Origin of the sequence: Geobacter argillaceus, assembly GCF_007830735.1 — a bacterium.
Lineage (GTDB): Bacteria > Desulfobacterota > Desulfuromonadia > Geobacterales > DSM-12255 > Geomobilibacter > Geomobilibacter argillaceus.
In genome coordinates, this window is record NZ_VLLN01000003.1 from 1 (window position 1) to 24,137 (window position 24,137).

The 24,137-nt window shown below is 55.5% G+C and carries 19 protein-coding genes, 2 tRNA genes and 1 pseudogene; 13 read left to right on the top strand and 9 right to left on the bottom strand.

Going from position 1 to position 24,137, the window contains the following annotated elements; genetic code table 11:
- Positions 1-235, bottom strand: a pseudogene (locus JN12_RS02885) (IS110 family transposase); the annotation flags it as partial.
- Positions 236-776: 541 nt separating this feature from the next.
- Between JN12_RS02885 and JN12_RS02895 the strand changes: the two are divergent.
- The gene (locus tag JN12_RS02895) at positions 777-1,325 is read left to right on the top strand and encodes a glycine zipper 2TM domain-containing protein (RefSeq protein WP_145017922.1); all 549 of its coding nucleotides are present in this window, start codon (positions 777-779) and stop codon (positions 1,323-1,325) included.
- Between the two features lie 172 nt (positions 1,326-1,497).
- Positions 1,498-1,932, top strand: coding sequence for an IclR family transcriptional regulator domain-containing protein (locus JN12_RS21300; protein ID WP_456237309.1), 435 nt, complete (start codon positions 1,498-1,500; stop codon positions 1,930-1,932).
- A gap of 277 nt (positions 1,933-2,209) precedes the next feature.
- On the opposite strand, the gene JN12_RS02905 is transcribed toward JN12_RS21300, so the two are convergent.
- A tRNA-Ala gene (locus JN12_RS02905) sits at positions 2,210-2,285 on the bottom strand.
- A gap of 142 nt (positions 2,286-2,427) precedes the next feature.
- Here JN12_RS02905 and JN12_RS02910 point away from each other — a divergent pair.
- The 3 genes from JN12_RS02910 to JN12_RS02920 all read left to right on the top strand — a co-directional run bounded on the left by JN12_RS02910 (position 2,428) and on the right by JN12_RS02920 (position 4,743).
- Positions 2,428-2,513: transfer RNA gene (locus JN12_RS02910), tRNA-Leu, on the top strand.
- 246 nt (positions 2,514-2,759) lie between these two features.
- A complete protein-coding gene (gene buk, locus JN12_RS02915; RefSeq protein WP_145017926.1) occupies positions 2,760-3,836 on the top strand; it encodes a butyrate kinase in 1,077 nt (358 codons plus the stop codon).
- A gap of 22 nt (positions 3,837-3,858) precedes the next feature.
- Positions 3,859-4,743, top strand: a complete 885-nt coding sequence (locus JN12_RS02920; protein ID WP_145017928.1) for a DMT family transporter — start codon at positions 3,859-3,861, stop codon at positions 4,741-4,743.
- 149 nt (positions 4,744-4,892) lie between these two features.
- On the opposite strand, the gene JN12_RS02925 is transcribed toward JN12_RS02920, so the two are convergent.
- Entirely contained in the window at positions 4,893-5,693 is an 801-nt protein-coding gene (locus tag JN12_RS02925) for an IclR family transcriptional regulator (RefSeq protein ID WP_211360490.1), read from the bottom strand.
- Positions 5,694-6,388: 695 nt separating this feature from the next.
- On the opposite strand from JN12_RS02925, the gene JN12_RS02930 reads away from it, so the two are divergent.
- The 8 genes from JN12_RS02930 (at position 6,389) to cobO (ending at position 16,078) form a co-directional block, all read left to right on the top strand.
- On the top strand, positions 6,389-7,858 hold the full coding sequence (locus JN12_RS02930) for a hypothetical protein (RefSeq protein WP_145017929.1): 1,470 nt from the start codon (positions 6,389-6,391) through the stop codon (positions 7,856-7,858).
- The gene (gene glmS, locus JN12_RS02935; protein ID WP_145017931.1) at positions 7,848-8,270 is read left to right on the top strand and encodes a methylaspartate mutase subunit S; all 423 of its coding nucleotides are present in this window, start codon (positions 7,848-7,850) and stop codon (positions 8,268-8,270) included. Before JN12_RS02930 ends, glmS begins: the two co-directional genes overlap by 11 nt.
- A gap of 49 nt (positions 8,271-8,319) precedes the next feature.
- Positions 8,320-9,741 carry a methylaspartate mutase accessory protein GlmL gene (gene glmL / locus JN12_RS02940; protein ID WP_145017933.1) on the top strand — a complete coding sequence of 474 codons (1,422 nt, stop codon included), beginning with the start codon at positions 8,320-8,322 and terminating at the stop codon, positions 9,739-9,741.
- A 44-nt stretch (positions 9,742-9,785) separates the two neighbouring features.
- Positions 9,786-11,144 (top strand): MmgE/PrpD family protein, encoded by a 1,359-nt coding sequence (locus JN12_RS02945; protein WP_145017934.1) that lies wholly within the window; start codon positions 9,786-9,788, stop codon positions 11,142-11,144.
- 76 nt (positions 11,145-11,220) lie between these two features.
- Positions 11,221-11,544 carry a DUF485 domain-containing protein gene (locus JN12_RS02950; protein WP_145017936.1) on the top strand — a complete coding sequence of 108 codons (324 nt, stop codon included), beginning with the start codon at positions 11,221-11,223 and terminating at the stop codon, positions 11,542-11,544.
- The gene (locus JN12_RS02955; protein WP_145017938.1) at positions 11,541-13,493 is read left to right on the top strand and encodes a solute symporter family protein; all 1,953 of its coding nucleotides are present in this window, start codon (positions 11,541-11,543) and stop codon (positions 13,491-13,493) included. Before JN12_RS02950 ends, JN12_RS02955 begins: the two co-directional genes overlap by 4 nt.
- A 164-nt stretch (positions 13,494-13,657) precedes the next feature.
- Positions 13,658-15,499: a feruloyl-CoA synthase gene (locus JN12_RS02960; RefSeq protein ID WP_145017940.1), complete on the top strand. Its 1,842-nt coding sequence runs from the start codon at positions 13,658-13,660 to the stop codon at positions 15,497-15,499.
- Between the two features lie 51 nt (positions 15,500-15,550).
- Complete coding sequence (cobO, locus tag JN12_RS02965; RefSeq protein ID WP_145017942.1) at positions 15,551-16,078, top strand: cob(I)yrinic acid a,c-diamide adenosyltransferase; 528 nt, start codon at positions 15,551-15,553, stop codon at positions 16,076-16,078.
- 99 nt (positions 16,079-16,177) lie between these two features.
- On the opposite strand, the gene JN12_RS02970 is transcribed toward cobO, so the two are convergent.
- The 6 genes from JN12_RS02970 to JN12_RS02995 form a co-directional block, all read right to left on the bottom strand.
- Positions 16,178-17,641 (bottom strand): FG-GAP repeat domain-containing protein, encoded by a 1,464-nt coding sequence (locus tag JN12_RS02970; protein WP_145017944.1) that lies wholly within the window; start codon positions 17,639-17,641, stop codon positions 16,178-16,180.
- An 80-nt stretch (positions 17,642-17,721) separates the two neighbouring features.
- The gene (locus tag JN12_RS02975; protein WP_145017946.1) at positions 17,722-18,000 is read right to left on the bottom strand and encodes a hypothetical protein; all 279 of its coding nucleotides are present in this window, start codon (positions 17,998-18,000) and stop codon (positions 17,722-17,724) included.
- A gap of 188 nt (positions 18,001-18,188) precedes the next feature.
- Positions 18,189-19,568, bottom strand: coding sequence for a hypothetical protein (locus tag JN12_RS02980; RefSeq protein ID WP_145017948.1), 1,380 nt, complete (start codon positions 19,566-19,568; stop codon positions 18,189-18,191).
- A gap of 205 nt (positions 19,569-19,773) precedes the next feature.
- Positions 19,774-20,229 (bottom strand): pyridoxamine 5'-phosphate oxidase family protein, encoded by a 456-nt coding sequence (locus JN12_RS02985; protein WP_145017949.1) that lies wholly within the window; start codon positions 20,227-20,229, stop codon positions 19,774-19,776.
- A gap of 36 nt (positions 20,230-20,265) precedes the next feature.
- The gene (locus tag JN12_RS02990) at positions 20,266-21,066 is read right to left on the bottom strand and encodes a universal stress protein (RefSeq protein ID WP_145017951.1); all 801 of its coding nucleotides are present in this window, start codon (positions 21,064-21,066) and stop codon (positions 20,266-20,268) included.
- A 26-nt stretch (positions 21,067-21,092) separates the two neighbouring features.
- Positions 21,093-24,089: an NAD-glutamate dehydrogenase domain-containing protein gene (locus JN12_RS02995; protein ID WP_145017953.1), complete on the bottom strand. Its 2,997-nt coding sequence runs from the start codon at positions 24,087-24,089 to the stop codon at positions 21,093-21,095.
- Positions 24,090-24,137 lie beyond the last annotated feature (48 nt).

Consider the following 24,137-nt stretch of genomic DNA (forward strand, 5'->3'; position numbering starts at 1 on the left):
ATCCTTTACTTGTCAGAGAGCGGTAAATGTCGTACCCGCAGGGGCCTGATTCATAGGCAAAGCGAAGTTCAGCGCCCGTGCTTTGCAACTTGCGAACAACCTTGTGCAGCGAATCCAGGTCGCCACCGATCGTGCCGTAGAACCGGACATCACCGTCACGGCCGACATCAGCCAGTGCGACATCGATGGAGTCTTTGTGAACATCAAGCCCGACAAATATGGTATTCTTCTTCATGACCTGCCTCCTTGGTTGTGGCTCTGTGTGGTGAATTCCCATTCCCAACATAACCCACGTTTGCAAGGGGCAGGTCGCTTACTTTCTACTGACAGACATTATGTCTAAGTGTTAAGTTAAATGAAAAAATTATAAGAGAAGTAAAGGGTAGAGTAGAGAGCAGGTTTCCCCCTGCCCTCCCTCATCAAACCGTGCATGCAGTTTTCCCGCACACGGCTTTCCGATGTTCTTCACTGTAAGGCATGCGCTTTCGTCCAACCAGCTGTTGTTGGCACTTTATACAACCTATACTTCCCGTAGAGTGCGCGGCTACTGAAACGAAAATAACCGGTGCCCCTATCTTTGATCTTGGGGAAGTAAAGGGGTCAACTCTCCATTTTCCATTTTACGATGAATTCAATCTTTAGTGGATAATGGAGAGTTGACCCCTATTCCTATTCTTTTTTATGTTATTATTAGATAAAAAGAAACTGTTGCGATGCCGTTGCTACGCAATCCACAAGTAGCCGGCACAACGGTTTCCGTCAAAAAGGAGAACACCATGGACAAGTCCATGATCAAAGGCAGTGTGATCGGCGGCATAGCGACGGTGGTTCTCGCGGTTGCAGCAGTCGGGGGCTACAAGGCGCTGAGCCAGCCGAAGTTTGCCGATGTTGTCGCTGTGAAGGAGATCAAAGAGACGATCGTAACCCCGCGCGAGGAATGTCGGAATGTGGCGGTGCAGCATAAGGCGCCGGTCAAGGATCCCGATCGTATCGCCGGGACCGTGATTGGCGGAATTGCAGGCGGCGTGCTGGGCAACCAAATCGGCGGCGGCACAGGCAACACGGTCACCACGATCGTAGGGGCTGCTGGCGGAGCGTATGCCGGTAACAAGGTGCAGGATAGCATGCAGAAAAGTGACGTTGTCACAACGACGAAACGAAGTTGCAAAACGGTCTATGACAAATCGCAGAAATTGGTTGGCTATGACGTCACGTATCGCCTTAAAGACAGGGAAGGGGTTGTAAGGACGGCCTCCCGGCCGGGCAACACCCTACCGGTGGAAAAGGGCCAGGTGGTCGTGACGCCGCCGGTAGCTACGCAGTGACAAAATGCTACCTGACCCAAAAGCCGTCAGGTGATCGCCCACAATGTTGGACGGAGAAAGGGGGAACCGGCGCTAGAGGTTTACGTGCCAGTTCCCCTTTATCTTTTAACTACCAAAAAGAATAAAAGGCCCAACTCTCCATATTCCATTTTTACGATAAATTCAATGTTTAGTGAAGAATGGAGAGTTGACCCTCTATCCATCCTCTATCCATCCTCTATCCATCCTCTATCCATCCTCTATCCATCCTCTATCCATCCTCTATCCATCCTCTATCCATCCTCTATCCATCCTCTATCCATCCTATCCGATCGTCGTCCGTTGGGAAAGGCCTCGCAAACCAATCTCGGTTAGCGTGATAACGGGGACAACGTTGAATATGATCACCACTTCCAGTGGCCGTATCTTTGGCGCCTATCTTCCGCCGGCAACCTACCAACATTTAATCACTGAACAAGTAAAGTCACCGTCTTTGCCTGATGAACTCCGTTCTCTATCAGCAGTTGAGCAGATCTTTGCCGAAATTCGCCAGATCGGTGTGGCTGTCACTGATAAGTACCACCTTCTTCCGGGGCTGGCATCGGTTTCCGCGCCTGTGGGAGAATAAAGGAGAATAAAAGGGTCAACTCTCCATATTCCATTTTTACGATGAATTCAATCTTTAGTGGATAATGGAGAGTTGACCCCTATTCCTATTCTCTATTCCTATTCGACCCCTATTCCTATTCTTCTCTGGAGAATGGAGGAAACGTCCACTACAGTTTGAGGTAAGTTGATTTTGCTATAGCGATTATAGGATGGGATTTAGGATAAAAGCGTAGATAACTGTAGACACTTTTGCCAAAAGAAAAGGGTTACGATTTCTCGCAACCCTTTGTTTTTTTTGGTGGAGCTGATCAGGATCGAACTGACGACCTCTTGAATGCCATTCAAGCGCTCTCCCAACTGAGCTACAGCCCCATTAGCGAAGTCCTCTTATAGCAAATGAGATCTGAGCATGTCAACGATTTTTTCTCTACACGTTTCAGCAAATCCAGCTTTCGAGTATAGTGATTTCCCCCTTGACGCTCCATGCCCCATCTTCTATAATCCGCCTCCACATGCCGGAGTGGTGAAATGGTAGACACAGCAGACTCAAAATCTGCCGCAGGCAACTGCATGCCGGTTCGAGTCCGGCCTCCGGTACCATAAGACAATCCAGCGAAATCCAAAGCAATTAATTAAGCCCCGAGAAATCAGGGCTTTTTGTTTGTCAGTTCTCCAGCAATGTCTTTTTGGGTATTCTTAAATCTGTATTCAATTTCATACCCGTTTTCAACTTCAAAACGGATTCAATTTTGCAAAACGTTTTTTTACTTTTCATGATAATATTCACCACGCATACAGAGCTGCGTCGTCAGGCTACTCTACATCAGACACTTATGGAGGCATTCAATGTCCTGTGATAAAACCATCCTGATCATCAATCCCGGCTCCACGTCGACCAAGATCGGCATCTTCTCCGGCGGCGAGATGAAGATCAACGTATCGGTCAAGCACGACGACGCGGAGCTGAGGAAGTTTCCGACCATCTGGGACCAGTACGATTACCGCAAGGATGCCCTCCTGGGATTCCTGCGGGACAACAACCTCTCCATGGAGGAGATCGATGCCATCGCCTGCCGCGGCGGCAACGTCAAGCCGCTCCCCGGCGGCATCTACCGGCTCTGTCCCAAGATGATCGCAGACATGAAGAGCGGCATCTACGGCGGGCACCCGATCAACGTCGGCGGACTGGTGGCCTTTGACCTGGGGAATCAGTACAATATCCCGGTCCTGACCGCCGACCCGCCCATGACCGATGAATTGTGCACGTCGGCCAGGTATTCGGGAATTCCGCAAATCACCAGGGTGAGCAGCTTCCATGCCCTGAACCAGAAGGCCACGGCCCGGAAGATTGCAGGAGAGCTGGGCAGGAAGTACGACGAGGTCAACCTGATCGTCGCCCATCTGGGGGGCGGCATCTCGGTGGGCGCCCACCGGAAGGGAAAGATCATCGATGTCAACAACGCCCTGGACGGCGACGGCCCCTTCTCGCCGGAACGGGCCGGGAGCCTTCCGGCCGGAGACCTGGTCAAGCTCTGCTTCAGCGGCGAGTACGCCAAGGCCGAGGTACTGAAACTGTTGACCGGCGGCGGCGGATTATACGCCTACCTGGGGACGACCAACGTCATCGAGATCAAGGAACGGATCGATGCCGGCGACCAGAAGGCGGCAGAGGTGGTAGAGGCCATGATCTATCAGATTGCCAAGGAGATCGGCGCCTGCGCGGCAGTGCTGGAAGGGAAAGTGGACGCCATCGCCCTGACCGGAAGCCTGGTCTACTCCCAGCGGCTCCTGGACAGCCTGAAGCCAAAGATCTCGTTCATCGCGCCGGTGTACCTGAATCCGGGCGAGAACGAGATGGAAGCCCTGGCCGATGCGGCCATGCGCTACTTCAACAAGGAAGAAGAGTTGTCAGTCTACTCCTGAAACGGTATCAGAGGTACCCCACATGACAACGACCACGGCACAACGGGGCAGTTACGGACAAATGGCGGCCCCCGGCCTGTTTGTCCTTCTCTGGAGCACCGGCTTCATCGGCGGCAAGTTCGGCCTTCCGTATGCCGAGCCCCTGACGTTTCTGCTCTGGCGGTACGGGTTCGTCACCCTGCTGCTCCTGATGCTGGCCCTGCTGATGCGAGCCCCCTGGCCTGCCAGCATGGCCCAGACAGCCCATATCGCCGTGTCCGGGGTCCTGGTCAATGGGCTCTATATCGGCGGCGTGTTTTCCGCCATTTATCACGGCGTACCCACCGGCATCGTGTCGCTCATCGTTGGTTTGCAGCCACTGTTTACCGCGGTTGTTGCCGGGCGGGTGCTGGGCGAAAAGGTCTACCCCAGACAATGGGTCGGTTTCGGTCTTGGCCTGGTAGGGGTGCTGCTGGTGTTGATGGACAAGATTTCCTTTGCCGGCGGCAGTCCGGTCGGGGTAGGGATGTCGGTCCTGGCCCTGTTCGGCATCACTGCCGGCACCCTGTATCAGAAGCGGTTCTGCGCCCACCTGGATCTGCGAAGCGGCGGCGTCATCCAGTTCGGCGCCTCGACGCTGACGATGGCGCTCCTGGCCCCCCTGTGCGAAACAATGCGGGTACAGTGGACCGGTCCGTTTATGTTCGCCATGGCCTGGCTGGTGCTGGTGCTGTCGCTCGGCGCCATCAGCCTGTTGCACGTTCTTATCCGCCGGGGCGAGGCGTCACGGGTGGCGAGTCTCTTTTATCTGGTCCCGCCGGTCACCTCGCTGCTGGCCTTTTTTTGTTTCGGGGAGCGATTGGGGCTGACGGCCCTGGCCGGGATGTTCGTGACCGTGACCGGTGTCGCGCTGGCCGTCAGGAGATGACGTCTCCATCATACCGCCACCGACAATCCGCAACCAATCCCGAAATCCACCTGGCCCGTTTGTCAAAGCGGGCCGGCGGTCATACCTGACCAAGCGCTTGCGAACTGCCCCGGACTTGATGTCCTGTGCATGCCAGCGGCTCGGAGCGATTATGATTTCGGGCCATTGTCCATCTTATAGCCGAGTTTTCTGGAAACCCTTTCAGCCGAAGTTTTCAAGGCTTTAATGATCGGACCGTCAAGGCTTACATCAAGGCTACCCTGGATACCAACGGCCGCCACGGCTAGCGTGATTCCACCCTGTGCATTGAATACAGGCGCGGAAACCGATGCCAGCCCCGGAAGAAGGTGGTACTTATCAGTGACAGCCACACCGATCTGGCGAATTTCGGCAAAGATCTGCTCAACTGCTGATAGAGAACGGAGTTCATCAGGCAAAGACGGTGACTTTACTTGTTCAGTGATTAAATGTTGGTAGGTTGCCGGCGGAAGATAGGCGCCAAAGATACGGCCACTGGAAGTGGTGATCATATTCAACGTTGTCCCCGTTATCACGCTAACCGAGATTGGTTTGCGAGGCCTTTCCCAACGTACCACTATCGGACCGTCGGGTGTCCATGTTGCCAGAGCTGTGGCCTCATTGATTTCATTACATAACTCGGCAATTTCAGTCAGCCCGAATTGTATTCTGTCGAGTCTGTCCGCTGCTACCAGGCCAACGTTGAGGGCGAATGGCCCGAGATCGTAGAGGGAGCTGTTAGTGTCTTGCTCCACGAGATCAGTACGGACCATGCTGACCAAATAGCGATGTACCTTTGATGCAGGCATCCCCGCAGCCTCGGCAATCTCCTTAAGCATCATGCCGCGGTGACCATTAAGCATTGCTTTAAGCACGTGCATGCATGTTTCGACCGATTGGACGCCGTGCTTACCTTCCATTTCCTCTCTCACATAGACTCCCGTAACGTTAACCCGGTCACAACCGGCGTATGTATTGTTTTATTTGTGATTATCAATAAATTGCAGTGTTGATCTTAAGTGCGATGCTTTCGATTGCACCTATAAAAATCGGGTCATGACTTAGCCGCTCATCATCACTGCGCTTCCCTAGGACTGCATCTCCCTTTCCCACCTTCACTCACACTCGAATCCCATCTTCACTGACACGGTTAGTAGACTATAGGTACAATTTGTTCAAGGAATATTTGAGGACGTCCCCTCCGAAGGTACCATGCGGCAGCGCATCGGTGGATACGCCTAACTGCTTCCAGACTTGGTTCTCCTGGGCGCCCCTCGTGTTTCTGCACGGTTCGAAAGGCCCCTGACGACTCAGCCCATGATGCCGTTGCCAATTTGCCGAATTCTCACGACATCGGCGCGTTGACTACACGATCAGGTGGAACCCGCGTTTGAATGATTAGGGCACAACAGGCCTTTGCGGGGGGACACACCGGTCGCCATGTTTGGCATATATCCAGTAGTTCGTAATGACAAAATAAAACATTTTTTTAGGTTGACAGAAATATCCGCGTTTCGTATATTTTAATTACGTACTAAGGAATTTGATTACGCAATAAGTAATTTAAAAGCAAGGCGCTCATTACCTACCTGCTGGCAACCACAAATATTCAAAGGGGGAATCTGAGATGACGGTAAAAATTCGGAATAAACAGCTTACAGATGAACAATTTTTTAAGATTCGAAAAGAAGAAGTGCTGTCTCAGTGGGAAACCGGCAAGGGAGTAGAAAACCTCGATGAAAATATCGATGCAGCCAGAGAACTATCAAAAGGAAAAAATTCAGCTTTATCATTCAAACATGCAAAAGAAACAGGAACACATGTATTGATCCCGCAATTTGGTCGCGCCTTGACTGAATACATGACGGAAGGAATGCCATTTGTTGAGCGGGAATCGGATTTGTTGGAAGGAGGTCAGTGGCTTATATATTCTGATTCTTACACAAGAAAATGCGATTTTAAAAGCGCCGCTAAGGGCATTGAGCGCAGTAAGAAAGAAGGCATGTCGATGCTCAATGGTTGGCCGGTCGTGAATTTTGGAGTTGAAGACGCAAGAAAGATAATGAAGGCCTCACATCTGCCGATTCATTTCAATTCGACTGACGAAGATGGGCGATTGGCGTCTGAAATAGTCCTGGCTGCCGGGTGGAGTGCATGCACCGTACGTTCGTTGCAGGAAGTTATCGCACACTGCAAGGACATTACGTTGGAAGAGCAAATAAGAATAAACCAATACGAGGCGCGGCTCGCCGGGATTTATACTGAGAAGGGTGTGCCCATTTGCCCCCAAAATCCATCGAATCTATCAGGATATGACAGCGCTGGATTCCGTTCCTTCGTCTGTGTTTCAGAAGCTTTGCTCGGAGCTGAGCAAGGAGTGAAACATCAGCATCTTCTCCATGGTTTAAATATGAACCTGATCCAGGATATTGCGATGATCAGGGTCACGGAAAGACTTTGTTATGAGTATTGTGCCCGATTCGGCTACCACGACGTCGAATTTTATGCAGGTGCATTCCCATTCCTGGGAGCATGGCCGCCACGGGAGGAAGAGGCGAATGCCATGATCGCATGGAATGCAGTGATCCCAATTATGGGCGGTTTCCCTGGTGTGCTGTTGAAATGCCAGGATGAGGCGCTTGCCACCCCCACTAAAGAGGGAATGGCAAAATCCGTGAGACTTGCGAAACACCTGCTCACCTTGATGGGGAATCAGAAATTCCCCGAGAACGAGAAGCTGGCCAGGGAAGAAGCAATCATTGAAATGGAAGTAAGGGCTCTGATGGAGAAGTGCCTCGAAGCAGGTGATGGCGATATAGCTGTAGGCTTATGCAAGGGTGTCGAAGTCGGGTGGATAGACACCATGTTGACACCGTGGAAACATAACCAAGGAAATGTACTGGTAATGCGCGACGCTGAGAACGCAGTACGTTACCTGAATAGTGGCAACATCCCCCTGCCGCAAGAAGTAAAAGACTACCATCGCGAAAAGATATCTGAGAGAGAGAAGAAAGAAAATCGAGTGGCTGGACTGGACATGGTCGTTCATGATCTTCAATTCGCCTCAGTATTGAAAGGAAAAAAACATGACAGCTAAAAACATTGTAATTGGAACTATCGGTTCTGATGCGCACATGATCGGCGGTTGGGTATTAACGAAAGCCTTTAAAGAGGCTGGATTCGGAGTGACCTTTCTTGGCGCTGTGGTTCCCCAGGAGGAATTTGTTAATGCTGCAATCGAAACTGCAGCAGACGCAATACTGGTTTCATCAATGTACGGCATGGGTGTTTTGGATTGTGAGGGTTTAAGGGACAGGTGCATTGAAGCCGGTCTAAAAGAGATAATTCTATATGCCGGCGGTACGGTTGCGGCACCTTTGGAGCTTGAGAGGAACTGGCCCGAAATAGAAAGAAGATTCAGTGAAATGGGATTCAATAGGGTTTTTCGGAACACAGTCACAGCCGGTGAAGTAGTGACAATCCTAAAGAAAGACCTAGGTCTCTTATGATTATCAGGATTCCCGTCTGGGCCTAAAGGCAGTGAAAGAGGAGAAAGTCATGGAAGTTGTATTGCTCATAGATTTCGGCAGTACGTACACCAAGATTATAGCGGTAGATATTGAGAAAGAAGATGTTATTGGCAGGGCTCAAGCGATGACGACTGTCGAGGAGGACATCACGATAGGACTGAACCGTGCTCTTGAGACCTTGTTTTCAAAACATAACCTTCATGAGCGGGATGTAGTAGGCAAATACGCCAGCAGCAGTGCAGCTGGAGGATTGAGGATGGCAGCAATCGGATTGGTGCCTGCGTTAACACTTGAAGCTTCAAGGCGGGCGGCCTTGGGGGCGGGTGCCAAAGTAGTCTGGTCTTCGGGATTTGAGCTCTACGATGAAAGAATTGCTGAACTCGAAGCGGCATCGTGCGACATAGTTTTACTGACCGGGGGAACGGATGGCGGTGACAAGAACGTAATCCTCCATAACGCAAGGGTACTCGCCCAATCTAAGATCAATGCTCCGATTGTGGTCGCAGGTAATCGGGTGGCAACAAGCGAGGTCAAGCGAATCCTTGACGAAGCAGGTAAGCAGTCGATCGTGACAAGCAATGTCCTCCCCGATTTGGAAAGCCTGAACATCAAACCGTCTCAGGATCTGATACGTGAAATATTTATAAAGCAGATTACCGAAGCAAAGGGTTTGAATAAGGCTCAGAAATACCTCGGTGATATCGTAATGCCTACGCCAAAGGCAACGCTACAAGCAGCCACCTTGCTGGCTGAAGGTACAGACCAGGAGCCTGGGATCGGTTCCCTGTTAATTGTCGAGGTGGGTGGTGCAACCGTCAATATTCATTCGGTAGCCGATGGCAGCCCTTCCGACCCGCATACTGTTGTAAGAGGATTGCCGGAAACAAAAGTGAAGAGAACGGTGGAGGGCGACTTAGGCATCAGGTACAACGCACCGACAATTCTGGACCTGGTTGGGACCGAGAAATTTTTGTCAAGGCTTTGTCAGATAGCCCCAGACGTAGCTCTCGATTCCGCCCAATTAGAGGCTAAGGTCAACTCGCTGTCAAATGACGTCGGTCGTGTGCCCGATAATGATTTGGACGATTGCATCGACAGGGTGTTGTCAGAATCAGCAATTTCCTTTGCTGTAGGAAGGCATTCCGGCACATTAAAGCAGGAATTCTCCTTGAATGGAGATATTAAAGTGCAAACCGGAAAGGATCTGACTCAGACAGTAAATATTATTGGCACAGGTGGGATCTTCAAATACGGACGGTGGCCAGTTGAGATTCTATCGTCAGCATTATTTGATCAGAGAGAGCCTTGGAGTTTGAAACCTATCGCTCCAAAGGCTTACACAGATGATGAATATATCATGTATGGCATCGGTTTGTTGGCAGAGCATTATCCGAGTAAAGCGCTAAGAATCGCGAAAAAATACTTGAAGCCAATCAGTCTCACGACGTGACAGGAATGGAGTCTTTTCTAACGAAATATTGAAAGGAGCCGCAAATGACCGTAGAACGCACGTTGGCCAAGTATGTACGAGAACTTGAACGGGAACAGATTCCCGAAGACAGCTTGAAAGTCGTCAGACAGATGCTGTTGGGAGTAATGGGAACGACGGTCGCAGGTGCTGCCGAAGATGGGTGCAAGCCTCTGCGCGAAATGTTAGTGGCGCAGGGCGGCAAACCCGAGGCCACCGTGCTGATATATGGCGATAAGTTGCCGGCTCCCAGTGCCGCACTGCTAAATGGGGTCATGAGTCGTGCTCTTGATTATTGCGATGCGATGATGCCGGGAGTCCATGTGGGCTCCTCTCTGATTCCAGCTGCGCTTGCAGCTGTCGAACTTAGGGGAGGATGCGACGGCCGGGAGTTTATCACTGCATTGACCGCTGGTGCGGAACTTGGCGCGCGGATGAACCTGACACAAAAAGAGTACAACGGCTTCGATCCCACAGGCGTGGCGGGGGTTTTTTCGGCAACGGCGGTCGCGGGCCGCATACTTGGGTTGACCGAAGATCAGATGCTGAATGCACTTGCTCTGGCGTTCAATCGATGTGGCGGAAGCTTCCAGAGCAACGTGGACGGTTCTCTTGCGGTGCGACTGATTCAGGGCTGGGTTGCGGAGTCCGGAGTGACTTGTGCCGTTCTTGCCAAAAGCGGTTGGACGGGGCCTGCCAATTTTCTGGGTGGCATTTACGGTTATCTGCATCTGTTCGCGCAGGACAAATTCGAAGCAAGTAGCTTAATCGCTGGCCTCGGCGAGACATACAAAGTCATGGATACGATGTTCAAGAAGTACCCGAGTTGTGGGCTCACACAGGGGGTCACTGATCTTGCGCTGCAGTTTTCCAGCGAGTTGCATCTGGAACCCGAACAGATCGTCTCCGCTGAGATACGATTGCCACCTTACGCTTACCGGCTCGTCGGTCATGACTTTTACGTCGGGGAGTATGCGCGTGTCAACGCTCAGTTCAGTGTGCAGTACTGCGTTGCCAACGCCTTTATCAGGAAGGCATCAAAGCTGGTACATTTCTGCGAAACCGACATTCGCAAACCCGAGGTGCTGGAGTTCATCAAGAGGATAAAGGTCGTCTTAGACGCAAGCCTCGATGAGAGGAGCCCCACGGCAGTCGATCTGACCATCGTTACAACAGAAGGCCAAACGCATGTCAAGAAGCTCGATATAGCGCCGGGCTTTCCTGGCAATTCACTGAGCGATGCGGATCATCTTTTGCGATTCACTGAATGTATCGATTACGCGAAAGATGCAATACCTGATCATCGAGTGAAGGAGTTGGTTGGCTCGATAGAAGATATTGACAAGGTGAAGGACGTGCGGTCTCTGGTCCATCTGATGATTTAGACGATTAGATCGACCGAGCGTTCCAAAATTAATTGCTTAAGCTTATCCAGCAGCTAAACAAAGGGGAGAACCTACAATGATAGGTAAAACAGTTGCCTGGAGCACGATAGTTCAAAGCCCGAAGTTTCTTGAACTTCACCGGAAGAAGTCCCGATTTCTCGTAGGATTGTGGCTTGTCGGCGCAATCTCATATTTTCTGGTTCTGATCGGTGCACTGTACGCCCCCGATCTCTTCAATACGAAAATTATCGGCCGGCTGAATTTCGGCTATCTATTTTGCCTTTTTCAGTTTGTCTTGGCATGGGCAATTGCCCTTTACTATACCTATAGATCCAATCATGATTTCGACCCGCTTATGAATGAAGTACTGGATTTGATCAACAAGGGGGAACTCGAATGAAATATCTATTCTTGTCATCGATGCTTTGGTTGAGTCTCAGTTCGTTCGTGTTCGCAGCCGATCCAGTAGCCATGCCGTCGCCTGCTACGATTTCCACCTCACCCCAGACCCCGGTGGCTGCCGCTATCCAGACCATTCCGCCCACCGCCGCTGCCAAGGCACCTGCCGCCTTGCCGAAGAAGATCAAGACCAACAGGATGTTCACCATCAGCATGTTTTTGGTGATGATAGCGGCCACGGGGGGGATTGTCGTCTGGGCTTCAAAAAAGACCAAGACAGCATCCGACTATTATGCGGCCGGTGGGGGGATCTCGGGCATGCAGAACGGCTGGGCCATCGCCGGTGACTACCTTTCTGCTGCCACGTTCCTCGGCATCACAGGACTTATGGCACTCTTCGGTCCCGATGGGTTCATGTATTCGGTCGGAGTAATCGTCAGTCTATTGACAGTGCTTCTCATTATTGCCGAGCCATGCCGCAATGCCGGTAAATACACCCTCGGGGACATACTTGCCTTTCGTTCTTCCTCCAAGGTGGTACGCGGGTCCGCTGCTGCCTCGGCCGTTGTCGTCTGCATTTTTTATCTGCTCGGTCAGATGGTGGGGGCCGGCAAACTCATGCAGCTGCTGTTGGGTATTCCCTACAAAACATCGATTATCGGCGTCGGGACGCTGATTGTAGTCTATGTCGCGTTCGGTGGGATGAAAGCGACTACCTGGGTACAGATCATCAAAGCCGGTCTGCTCATGTTCACAGGCGTATTACTGACAGCTGCCATACTCTGGAAATCCGGGTTCAATCCGTTCCAGTTCTTCGACGAAGTCGTGTCAAGCCAGGCAATTCAGGACCATGTACGCATGATTCTGAAGCAGCCGGTTGCCGAGCAAGGTTTCGACTACGGTCAGCGCTTTCTGGAGCTTGGACTGTTCTTCAAAAATCCGCTGGACCAGATTTCGCTCGGCCTGGCCTGGATTTTTGGCGCTGCGGGGCTGCCGCATGTTCTGATGCGCTTCTTTACGGTTCCAAACGCCAAAGAAGCACGTAAAAGCGTTGTCGTTGCCATGTTCCTGATCGGTATCTTTCTGATTATGGTCTCATTTCTGGGTTTCGGTGCCGCTCTTTACATTACTCCACAGCAGATCATGGCTGTCGATAAGGGCGGAAACACGGCTGCGCTTATGATTGCCCAGTTCATTGGCGGCGGCGCCGGCACCATCGGTGGCGACTTGCTCCTTGCCTTTGTCTGTGCTGTTGCCTTCGCAACCATACTTGCGGTGGTCTCGGGTCTCGTGCTGGCATCATCGGCCGCCATTGCCCACGACCTGTATGTCAATATCATCAAGGATGGCAAAGCTGATCAGCAAACACAGGTAAAGGTCGCACGGTACGCATCCTTCGGTGTTGGTCTCGTTTCGATCGTGCTTGGAATAGCCTGTGAAAATCAGAATATCGCACAATTGGTAGGCCTTGCTCTTGCCGTAACAGCCTCTGCAAACTTCCCTGTGATCCTGTTCGCCCTGTTTTGGAAGCGCTTCAATAGTGCCGGGATAGTAACCGGCCTTGTTGTCGGCACGCTTTTTACCATTGGTGTGTTGATGGTTTCTCCAAATATGACGTATCCCAAAAAGATCGCAGCGGATGCTCAGAAGATAGTAGAAGTTCTGGAGAAAAAACAGGCATCAGGAGTCGTGCTACCGGAGAAGGATTTGAAAACTCTGGAAAAGGCGAGGGCAGATTATGCCAGTAACAAAAATGGAACATCCTTGGTCGGCCTAGATGCGCCTCTGTTCAATCTCAAAAACCCGGGCATCATCTCAGTACCATTCGGATTCCTGGTCACCATTGCCGCCACCCTGCTGTTCGGTAACAGGCGTGAAGAAGAAATGTTCGACGAACTTTTTGCTCGGCAGACCACCGGCTACGGCATAGAGAAGGCGGTTGATCATTGATACCGGGTTACGCTCAAAACTACCGCAGCAGTTCATCTCTGAGGTTCTAGTCTCAAGACCAGACCGGGTAATTTGGAGCATTGTCGTTGATTCTGAGTTTCTAGCGGTAAACCACGTACTGGCATGGAATTAAGGTTGGTGCAGTATAGGAAAGGAGTGGACCTGTGAATCAAGCCGAAATCATACCTCTTGACTTTGCTCCGGCAGTAGTCAACGTGAGAGAGACGACAGAGGGAGGCTATCTCCTCAGTTCCCCCATGCCCCTGGAGCGCTATGAAGAATGCCTGGGCGGGATGTTGCGCCACTGGACCGAAGAGACCCCCGAAAAAACTTTTCTCGGGGAAAGGGACACTTCCGGTCAATGGAACCTCCTGACCTACGGAGAAGCTGGCTGTCGTGCCGATGCGATTGCCCAGGCGTTCATAGACAGGAACCTCGGCGACGATAGGCCGGTCATGATCCTCTCCGGAAACTCCATCGGTCATGCACTGCTCACCCTCGGAGGGTTCATTGCAGGGGTACCGGTGGTCCCGGTTTCAGCGGCCTATTCGCTCCTAAGCCAGGATTTTGCCAAGCTCAAATACATATTCAGCGAGGTCAGGCCGGCACTGCTCTATGTGGAACGAGCCGATCTGTTCGGCAATGCGCTCGCCGCGCTGGACCTTTCCGGCGTTGAGGTTGTCACAGCCGGCGGGCAGACGGCTCACCCCTGCACCCCCCTTTCCACTCTCCTGGAAACCGCTCCCACGCAACAGGTTGAGCAGAGATTTTCACAGGTTGACTCGTCGTCAATTGCCAAGATCCTATTTTCTTCCGGGTCGACCGGTATCCCCAAGGGGGTGCTCAACAGCCACGGCATGCTCTGCGCGAACCAGCAGATGATGGCGCAGGTGTGGCCATTCACGAAGAAGACGCCGCCCATATTGGTGGACTGGCTTCCCTGGAGCCATACCTTTGGGGGAAATCACAACTTCAACATGGTCCTCAAGCGGGGAGGGACCCTGTATATCGACGGCGGCAAGCCTGTCCCGGGCATGGTCGAACAGACGGTGAAGAACCTGGCGGAGATCTCCCCGACCATCTACTTCAACGTTCCGGCCGGCTTCGCCATGCTGCTCCCGTTTCTGGAAAATGACGAATCCTTGCGCAACAACTTTTTCAGGAGACTGCAACTCATTTTCTACGCGGCAGCTGCCCTGCCGCAGGATCTGTGGCAGCGACTGGAGACGGTGTCACTTCTGGCAACCGGCAGGAAGGTGCCCATGACCTCCTCTTGGGGGGCAACGGAGACTGCACCTGCGGTGACGTCGGCGCATTTCCCCATCGACAAGGCGGGGGTCATCGGCATCCCCCTGCCAGGAGTCACCCTCAAGATGGTTCCCTATCGCGGCAAATTCGAGTTGCGGGTCAAGGGGCCGAATGTCACCCCCGGCTACCTGCATCGACCCGACCTGACCGCAGCCGCTTTCGACGAGGACGGATTCTACCGAATAGGCGATGCCGGAGCATTTGCCGACCCCACTGCCCCCGGCAAAGGGATCACATTCAACGGCCGGGTCGCCGAGGATTTCAAGCTCAGCACCGGGACCTGGGTTCATGTGGGACCGTTGAGACTCGGCGTCCTGACGGCAACGGCCCCCGTCCTGCAGGATGTTTTGGTGACCGGTCATGATCGGGATTACGTCGGCATTCTCGCCTGGCCGAACATTCAGGGGTGCAAGGGGATTTGCCAGGGAACCGAGGGGACACTGCCGGCAGAAGAACTGTTGCGGAGCAAGAAGCTGGTTGATTATCTGCGGAAGGCATTGAGGAGCTATAACGCCCAACAGGAAGGCTCTGCCACACGGGTCCACCGGATCATGCTCATGACCGTCCCCCCCTCTATCGACGCCAACGAGATTACCGACAAAGGGTATATAAATCAGCGCGCTGCCCTGGAGATGCGGAAAGAGCTCGTGGCAAAGCTGCATGCACGGAAGACGGCTCCGGAGGTGATACTTGTATAATCAGGCCACGGGCATATCGGATTAACCACCATATGGCAAAGGGGTGCGACAATGACGCTGGAACAGGGCTGCATTCAGGTCTATACCGGAAACGGCAAGGGGAAAACCACCGCATCACTCGGACTCGCACTGCGTGCTGTCGGGCGTGGTCTCAAGGTTTGCATGTTCCAGTTCATAAAGGGGGGGGGACGTTATGGCGAACATCTTGCGGCCGAAAAGCTGGCACCGTTGATGACCATCTACCAGACCGGCAAGCCGGGTTGGGTCAACACCGAGGATATCGCTGAAGACCGGCGTGTTTCGCAGAATGCTTTTGTCCAGGCACAAGAGCTGTTGACTTCTGGTGAATTTGACCTTTTTATCTGCGATGAAATCAACGGTGCCGTCGGCTTCGGCCTGATTGACGTCGAACAGGTACTGGGGCTGATCAATCGGAAACCTGAAAAGACCGAACTGGTACTGACCGGGCGCAACGCCCATGATCGGGTCATAGAAGTGGCTGATCTGGTGACCGAGATGCGCGAGGTCAAACATTACTACAACGCTGGAGTGCCTGCCAGAACCGGGATTGAGATGTAGGGCCACAAGACCCAATCCAGGGGATGTCCGGATTGGGCATGTTTCTGCTACGTCGGGTTCTGCCCGGCCCTTCAGGCTCTTACGGCTGAACTGTTCGACTCAGCGTATCTTTCGTATGGAAACGATGCTGGCCCCCTTGCCGAACATCCCCTCATGCTTGACGACCTCCAGGCTTACCAGTTCCCGCGCTGCAGGATCGTAAAAATAATCGGCCAGGTACTGTTCATTCTCCTCGGTCTGCCACCCCTTTTCCAGGCTTGACCCGTTCCAGCGGAAGCAGAGCATGCGACTCGCGTTGAATGTCCGGCTATGGCCCATGCTCCAGGAACCGATATTCTGCGGCACAACGATCTCCCCCTCAGGGGTCACGAAGATCCGCTGCTGGAGGAATATCCACCGGTACGGATCGCTCCCGTACTTGACGTCGGTCAGGTCCGTGCGCTTGAAGGCCAGTTCCGTACCGCCATACTTCTCCTTGCTCCGCCACAACTCCTCACCATCGGCCGCATGAACCACCAGGTTGCCGTCATCGTTCAACAGAACGAACAGTTCGTTCCCGGCCTCGTCCCGGAACCGGCTGAAATTGTACAGCATCGCCCCTCGCGGCAGCTTGACCGGATTCTGCAGCGTATAAGCGGTCCCATTCCAGGCCACCTCCCGCACATCACCGAAAAAATCGGCCTTGAGTGCTATCTCCTGGGCGTACAGCTTCACGTTCCCGTTGTCCATGGCGATGCTCCGGAAAAAATAGGGGAGCCTGTCAGCCTTTCTCACCAGGGTGTCATCCCTGACCACCCAGACCTGGGAAACCAGCGCATCGCCGTTGAATATCGTCACATACGCTTCAGGCCTGCCATCGCCGTCGAGATCGGCGCTGTCCACGCCGAGCAGTTGCTCGTCAACCGGGAACGAAACCTCGGCAATCTGCCGCAGCTCCTTGCCCGTCCTGAACAACTTGAGGGCGTGTCCGCCGGCAACGAAAAGCTCGCGTTCGCCGTTTTCAAACCGGCGGCCAGGGGCAATAGCGATGAAACTCCCGGTCAGCCGTTGACTGAGCCACCGGGTTCCCGTGCTGGCCACTCCTGCGGCCACGCCAGCCGATGGCGCTCCGAAGCCGTTGCCGGCCCGACCGGCGGAAGCTGCCGGTACCGTCTGCGGCAATGCCCTGTCGGCCGCGGATGCAGTGATCTGCGTGGCCAGCCCGGCGGCCAGCTTCCCCAGGGCCGGGAGCAGCTGCCCCTGGTCGTCCCCTTCCACATAGTCCCGCCCTACCGTCTTGCCCGCTGCATCACTGGCCACGGCGTCCAGGCTGAAAAGTTTTCCGGCCTGCGTGTAGCGGCCCGTCACCACGACATCGGCGTCGGCACGCGTCCCGACGACCGCGACCCCGCCTTTGCTCAGACGCGAACCGAGCAGATCGGGCAGCAGCCCCTTCATCTCGTCCGGACGTTCCGCCCCCACCACCTTGAATTCAGCAACATACGTCCTGATCTGACCGGCGCCGGCCAGAGGCAGGAACACCAGCCCCAGCAGCAGGACAACACATAACGAGCGCATCTTCATACCCGACCTCCGCCAGCAGAACCCGTTGCCTGCACGTTCAGGGAAATCCCCCCGAACGTGCGGACAAACGGAACCATGATCTATTTCCCGCCCCCCTTGAGGAGGTTGTCGAGCAGATCGTTCGCTTCCTTCAGTTTATCCTGAAGCTTCTTGATCTCTTCGGCCGAATAGACCGTCTTCCCCTTCTTGATCTCCTTCTGCAGCAGCTTGATCTTCTTCTGGATGCTGTCCGCCTCGTTTTTGCACGACTTGGAGCTGAGCAGGCACTCGTTTTTCTCCGTTGCACTCATCTGGGCGACCGCCGGCATCGACGTCGCCAGGAGCAGTCCCATGGCACAAAGCAATCCGATCCTTTTCATAAAACCTCCTTATAAGTCCCCTACGACTTTGTGTCTTCGCAGAAAGTGAGCAAGCCGGAACTGCAATTAAACGCGGATGAACGCGGATTGGAGCAAATTGTTTCGGGTTATCCGCGTTAATCCGTTTAAATCAGATTCAATCCGCGTTTAATTGCCTTTGATCTTCCCGTTTAGCCGGCTGCCTGCAGCTAGAAGCTGTACACCAGCATCAGGCTGGTCGAATACGGGTCGTCGGGAGTCTTGCCGCTCAAAGCAACCCCTTTGTAGTAATCGCCGAGGATCGTATAGGCGCCGCGCAGGCTGGCCGTCACGTTTGCATTGAACTTGTAGCCGATGGCGGCGTTGATCTCCGTGCCCAGGTAGTTGCTTGAGTTCCTGACGCCGGTGGCGAGGTTGACCGGCTTGTTGGCATTTTCCTCCGCAACGAGGGCAAAGCCGACATTGGCACCGGCGAATACCTTTTCGCTCAGGTTGGTGTCGTAGCCGGCCGACCCGAAAATCACCCCCTGATCGAGGTTGTTGATGGACGCGATGATCGACTTCCCGGAGGCCCCGGCAAACTGGTCCTTCCTGAGCATTCTCATATCGGACGAATAGTCGGTTTCGGTCCCGCCGTCCAGGTCCTGCACATCGCGAAACGCCTTGCTGCCGCCGGAATTCTTGTCGCCGGAGGCATAGAGGAACGACGCCTTCACCGTGCCGGCATCCAGCTTGGCCCTGGCGCCCAGACCGCCGGCAAACGCGCTGATGTTGCGGTCTTTACCGGTTCCGAGCTCCGTGAGATCACCGAACTGGTAGAGCAGGTAGCCATTGAGCGTGGCCACACCGACCTTTGCCATCGAGTTGACCCCCAGCGTGTGCACCGTCTCGGTCGGGAGGGTCCGTGGGCTGCCGCCCAGATACTTGGTATCCGAGGTCGTCGGGTCGTTGAGCATGTAGTAGCTGCCGCCGATGGTCAGCTCCTTGTTCACGGTGTAGCTGCCATCGAGAACGACCAGATCCCTGGGACTGTGACCGAAGGGAGTTTTTGCGGAATCATCGAGCCGGAACCACCCAAGGGAGAGGGCCAGGTCGTTGATGGTCGTCGAGCCGAGCACGCCGGCCATCTGCGAGTCGACGAAGATGCCGTCGTAGGCATCGGTCCAGGGCTGAATACCCATCTTGACGTTGACCCCGCCAACCGGAAGATTGAAATCCAGGTAGGCTGCCCGGGTTTCCAGGTTTACCGTGTCACTGCCGATCTCGCCACCCAGCTTGCGGTGGGTGTCGTAGGCGCCGCTCCCCCAGCGGGAATCGATCTTGAAGTCGGTTTTCAGCTTGAAATCGTCATTCAGCTTGGCCGAGTACTTGAGCCTGATCCTCTGCTCCACATAGCTGTTGGTCGGGGCATTCTTGTCCTTGCCCGCGGGATCGTACTGATTGAAGGTGCCGTCGTCAAAATTGGTGACAAACGTCTTCATCCGGTATGCGCCATGGAACTCGTTTTCCAGCGCCAAAGCCGGCATTGCCGTCACTGCGGCCACTGTGCAGGCCGTAGCAACTGTTACTGCATGTTTCAAACATTTCATTATAGCCTCCTTGATGTGTGGTACCGGGTACCGGACGCTCCACTCCCACCCGAATGGAGATATCCGGCTCAAAGAAGGCTGCAACACGGGTGGTTGCCACAGCGCATCACTGCTATTGCTCCGGCGAGAGGGCCGGCTTGAATCGCGTTACGGACGGTTACCGCTATCAGGATGGACCGGCGAAGTTACGGCCCAACCAACTCATTCAGCGGCGCGCTTTGCCGCTGACCTCCTCAATCCTGATGCAGACAACCAGCGTTCCCGCCAGTGCCTGCTCATCGAACGTCCATCTGTCGCTGCTGTACTGCTGCATGATACGGTCGAGTGCCGCCCTCTTGGCATCGCTGTCCGTCATGATTTCCGCCACGCCGGACCCGATGACACTTTCGTATCTCATGCCCCAGTTGCACGCCTGGTCCGCAGAGATCACCTCTTCGAGGATGTCGAACTCAAAGCATACGCGGTTGTTCCTGCGCAGGATGTCGATCTTCCTCCCCTCCGCAGCAGCATGAACATAGAGGCATTGTCCGTCATACCCGAAGCTCAGGGGAACGACGTACGGCTGACCGTCATCGCACAGCCCCAACCGGCAGACCCGGCACCGCCCGATGATGTCGTCGATGGCATCCCTGTCACTGATGTGCCTGTCTTTCCTGCGCACGAGGTTTCTCCTCCATTTTGTCTGGAGCGATTACGGTCAATGGGACATGAGCACCGGCACGGTCATATGCTTGAGGATATGACGCGCCACCTCGCCCAATGATGACGTTCCGAGGCGCGCAGGTGCGGATGCCCCCATCACGAGGAGGGTGCTTCCTTCCGTGGCGATCCGGTTCAGCAGCAGATCGCCGATGCTTATATCCGTTGCGGCAACATCCTTGGGGTGGGCCTTTATGCCGTGGGCCGCCAGGTGCTCGCACAGCCGTTGTCCCGCATCGTTGCCGTACGACTCGGTATTCAATTCCAGCACGCAGACGTCCTTGGCGTACTGCAGAAGCGGCAGGGCGTCGTTGGCGGCCCGGGCCGACTCCCGCCCCCCCTTCCAGGAGATCATGACCCGTTCGCTAATAGTGAGATGGCTTCCGGTATAGGGAACAACGAGGACCGGCCGCCCCGCCCCCATGACCACCCGTTCGGGGAGACCGGGCGGAATGCTGCTATCTGTGCCGCGCGGTTGATCCTGGCCCACGATCACCAGGTCAACGTAGTGGGCGTGGAGGTTGACAATCTCCGCCACCGCGACCCCCACCACGCTCCAGTCCACGCCGATCCACTTAACGGGGATGCCGGCGCTGCCGGTCATGGCTTCGAACAGCCGCCGAACCTCTTCAGCCTTGCACGGCGCGTCGTTGTGCGCCGGTTCGTAGAAGGGGTGGGTGATCACATGCAGACCGGCCAGGCAGGCACCGTGCTGCCGGGCCAGAGCTACCGCCAGTTCCAGCCTGCTGGCGCATTGCGGCGAATTGTCCAGGACAACGAGAATTTCCTTCAGTGACATTGTCAAAACCTCCTCAAGCTGCGGTATTACTGCCGCGCCATCTTCCTGGCCAGGTGCCCCTTGAGCATCTCCTCGAAATCCGCCTCCCGGTCGCCGCAGTAGACCAGGGACGAGCCGATCTCCGCCGCCAGGATGGCGAACCGGTACTTGGCCGGCAACTCCTTCACCCGCGAGCTGTAGAGCGGCTCCTCCCGCAACAGCCGCGGCAGGTGGTTCAGCAGCGCCTGGCGGAACAGCGGGTCGTTGCACAGGTGGGGGTTGCGCTGGAAAAAGTTGAACAGCCGGCTGTAGTGGCCGTTGATCTCCTGGCTGATGGCGTCCGAGATCTCGGTGTAGAGGAGGTTGCATCCCGGCTCCCGGTGGCGGCGCAGGATGAGCCGCGCTTCGTCTGCTGCCCGTTTTTCCAGGATCTCCAGCACGTCGGCCACGTACCGCTCCTTGTTGGCCAGGAACTCCGCCTCGGTCAGGAGCAGGTTGGCGATGATCTCGTAGGAGGAGGAGATGACCCCGCACTTGTTGGCCGAGGCGTCCCGCATGATGACGATCCCCCGCCGCTGCATCTGGCTCCGCGCTTCCGGGGTGATGAACGAGTTGGCCCCTTCCACGATGGCCCGGGTGGTCGGTGTGCCGTCTTCCCGGAAGAACCGCTGCCAGTTGTCCTTGTCGATGGTCTCCGGCCGGCCGCCGGCCGGGATGAACAGGTCGGTGGGGACCGAGAAGATCAGGGTGCTGAACTCCCGGTGGAATTCGTCCATGGTGACCCACTGCTCCTCGGGACCGGAGTCGATGCAGACGACCCGCTTGAACAGCTCTCTGAGCCCTTCGGTCCGCTGGTAGCGGCGGTAGAGGATGAACCCGCCCGGATGGAGCCGGCTCGGATCGAAGGCGTCCAGGTCGTGGGCCAGGACGAGCCGTCCCACCTCCTCCCGGTCCAGCCCCTCGGGATCGAAGATGGCGCCGGTCCCGTCCAGGATCAGCTTGATCTTTGCCTGCGGGCACCTCTCCAGGAGGATGCGCAGGGCGTTGCCGGCCACGTCGCCGTTGGGGCCGCCGGTGAATTTCACCGAGAACGGCTCGGTGCGGATATCGATCCCCAGTGCCTCCATGGTGATCTCGGCAAAGGTCATGACCCCGGTGGAGGTGACCCCGTACTCCTTGTGGTTGATGCCGATCCGCTTGCTGGACATGATGCCGTTGCCGAGCAGGTACCCCCGTTTCATCGACTGGCGGGCGATCATCTCGATCATCACGTCGTGCATGTTCTCGTCCGGGCCGAGCTCGATCGGCTCGTCCTCGCCGTAGTAGTCAACCACCCGCGGGTCACGGGCCGTGCCGCCTTCGGTGACGAAGATGTCCAGGAAGGCGTTGGTGAAGCCGAACTGGAGCTTGTAGAGGCGCTGGTTCACCAGCTCCTGGTCCTCCAGGCCGGCGGCGTCCAGCACCACCACCATCTTCGAGCCCCCTTCGTAGATGTCCTTGTTCTTCAGGTGCTGGGTGTGGGCCAGGACGTAGACCTCCCGGAACAGGGTGCTGGCGCAGGTGACGTAGTCGTCCCGGTCCCTGGTGATAATGGTGCGCCACCCGCCCCGGGCGATGTCGGAGAAGCCGATGTGGTAGCCGGCGCCGTACCGGCCGAAGAAGAAGGTGATCCGAAACGGTACCTCCTTTGGCAGGTCGGCTATGTATTCGGGGTTGAGTTCGGAGAGGTAGGCCGGGCTGAGGCGAAACGCCAGGGCATGCTTTTCCGGCACGAAGAAGTTGGTCTTCAGGGTGTTGCGGATGAAGGTGATGCAGCAGCGGAAGATGGCGCGCCGGATGTCGTCGATGTACCGGTGGCCGGTGTTGTACTCCTCGATGAACCGGACCGTCTCCGCCAGGGCCTGCCGGTAGAGCGCCTCCCGCCCGGCGAGCCCCGGTTCGAACCGGCAGCGGAAGAGCCGTGTCAGCTGCAGGGCAATGTCCGGGTGGGAATGGAAGGCCCGCATCACGTCCTCGTAGCCGAACGGGTCCGGATGGTGGTGGGCCAGGTTGGTGTGGCAGAAGGAGATGAAGGCGTTTACCAGGGACCCCTCCTCGCCGGTCATCACCTGGCGGGTGACGAACTCCCGGTAGGTGGGGGAGCCGGTGGAGAGGATCTGGGTGTTGTACAGCTCCTGGCGCAGCCGGTCGAACAGCTCCGACCCCTTGACCAGGGTGATGCCGTCCCGTTTACGCACATAGAAGGTGCCCAGGAAATACGGATGGACCCCGTTGGAAATGGTCAGGCAGTAGGCCCGCTTCACCCCGAGATCGAGCCGGTTGAACACCTCCATGGTCTGCACCAGGAAGTCGTTCTGGGGCGGGTTGCCGACGGCAAACAGCACCCGGGTCTCGCCCTGCTCGGCGAGTTCGTCCGCATCCTCCACATCCAGGTAGATCCCCCCCTGGCGGTTGGCCTGCTGGTACAGCCAGAGAAGCTGGGCCACCCGCTTCGGCGGTGAAAGCCGGACGTAGGTTTCGTTGTTGAGCCAGAGTATCCGGAGCAGCCGGTCGAGGTCGTCCTGGTCGAAATGGGGGTAGTGCTCCACCAGGGCAGCGGCGATCCCGTCCCGGATCGAGGTCGGGATGGCCGGCGGATCGGCAGTGGCGATCTCCCGGGGCGACTTCCGGTCGAACTTGAACCGCTGAACCTCCAGCCCGTGCTCGAGTCCGGGAATGTTCCCGTACGAATGGGTGAACTGGGCGTAGGAGATCTCCCGTTCCTGAAGGGTCCGCAGGGTGTCGTAGAGGGAGCCGGGGAGGTTCAACCTGGCCAGAATCAGGGTCTTTTCCCGGTCCGCCAGCAGGAGCCGCTGGTTCTGCCCCAGGGTGTGGAGCCCCGTGGCCAGGCTGGCCACGGCCTCGGTCTCTTCCTGCATGGTAATGGGAAAATACGGGTCCATCTGCTGCTGGAGCCAATCCAGGTTTTCCGTTGCCACGCTTCCCGCATTGTCAATGGCTACCCGCACGTTCCGGTACAGACCGGCTTCTGAGGTGAAATGCATGATCGTGCTCCTTTGCACACGTTCCTGATACAGTATCCAGCCGGGCGC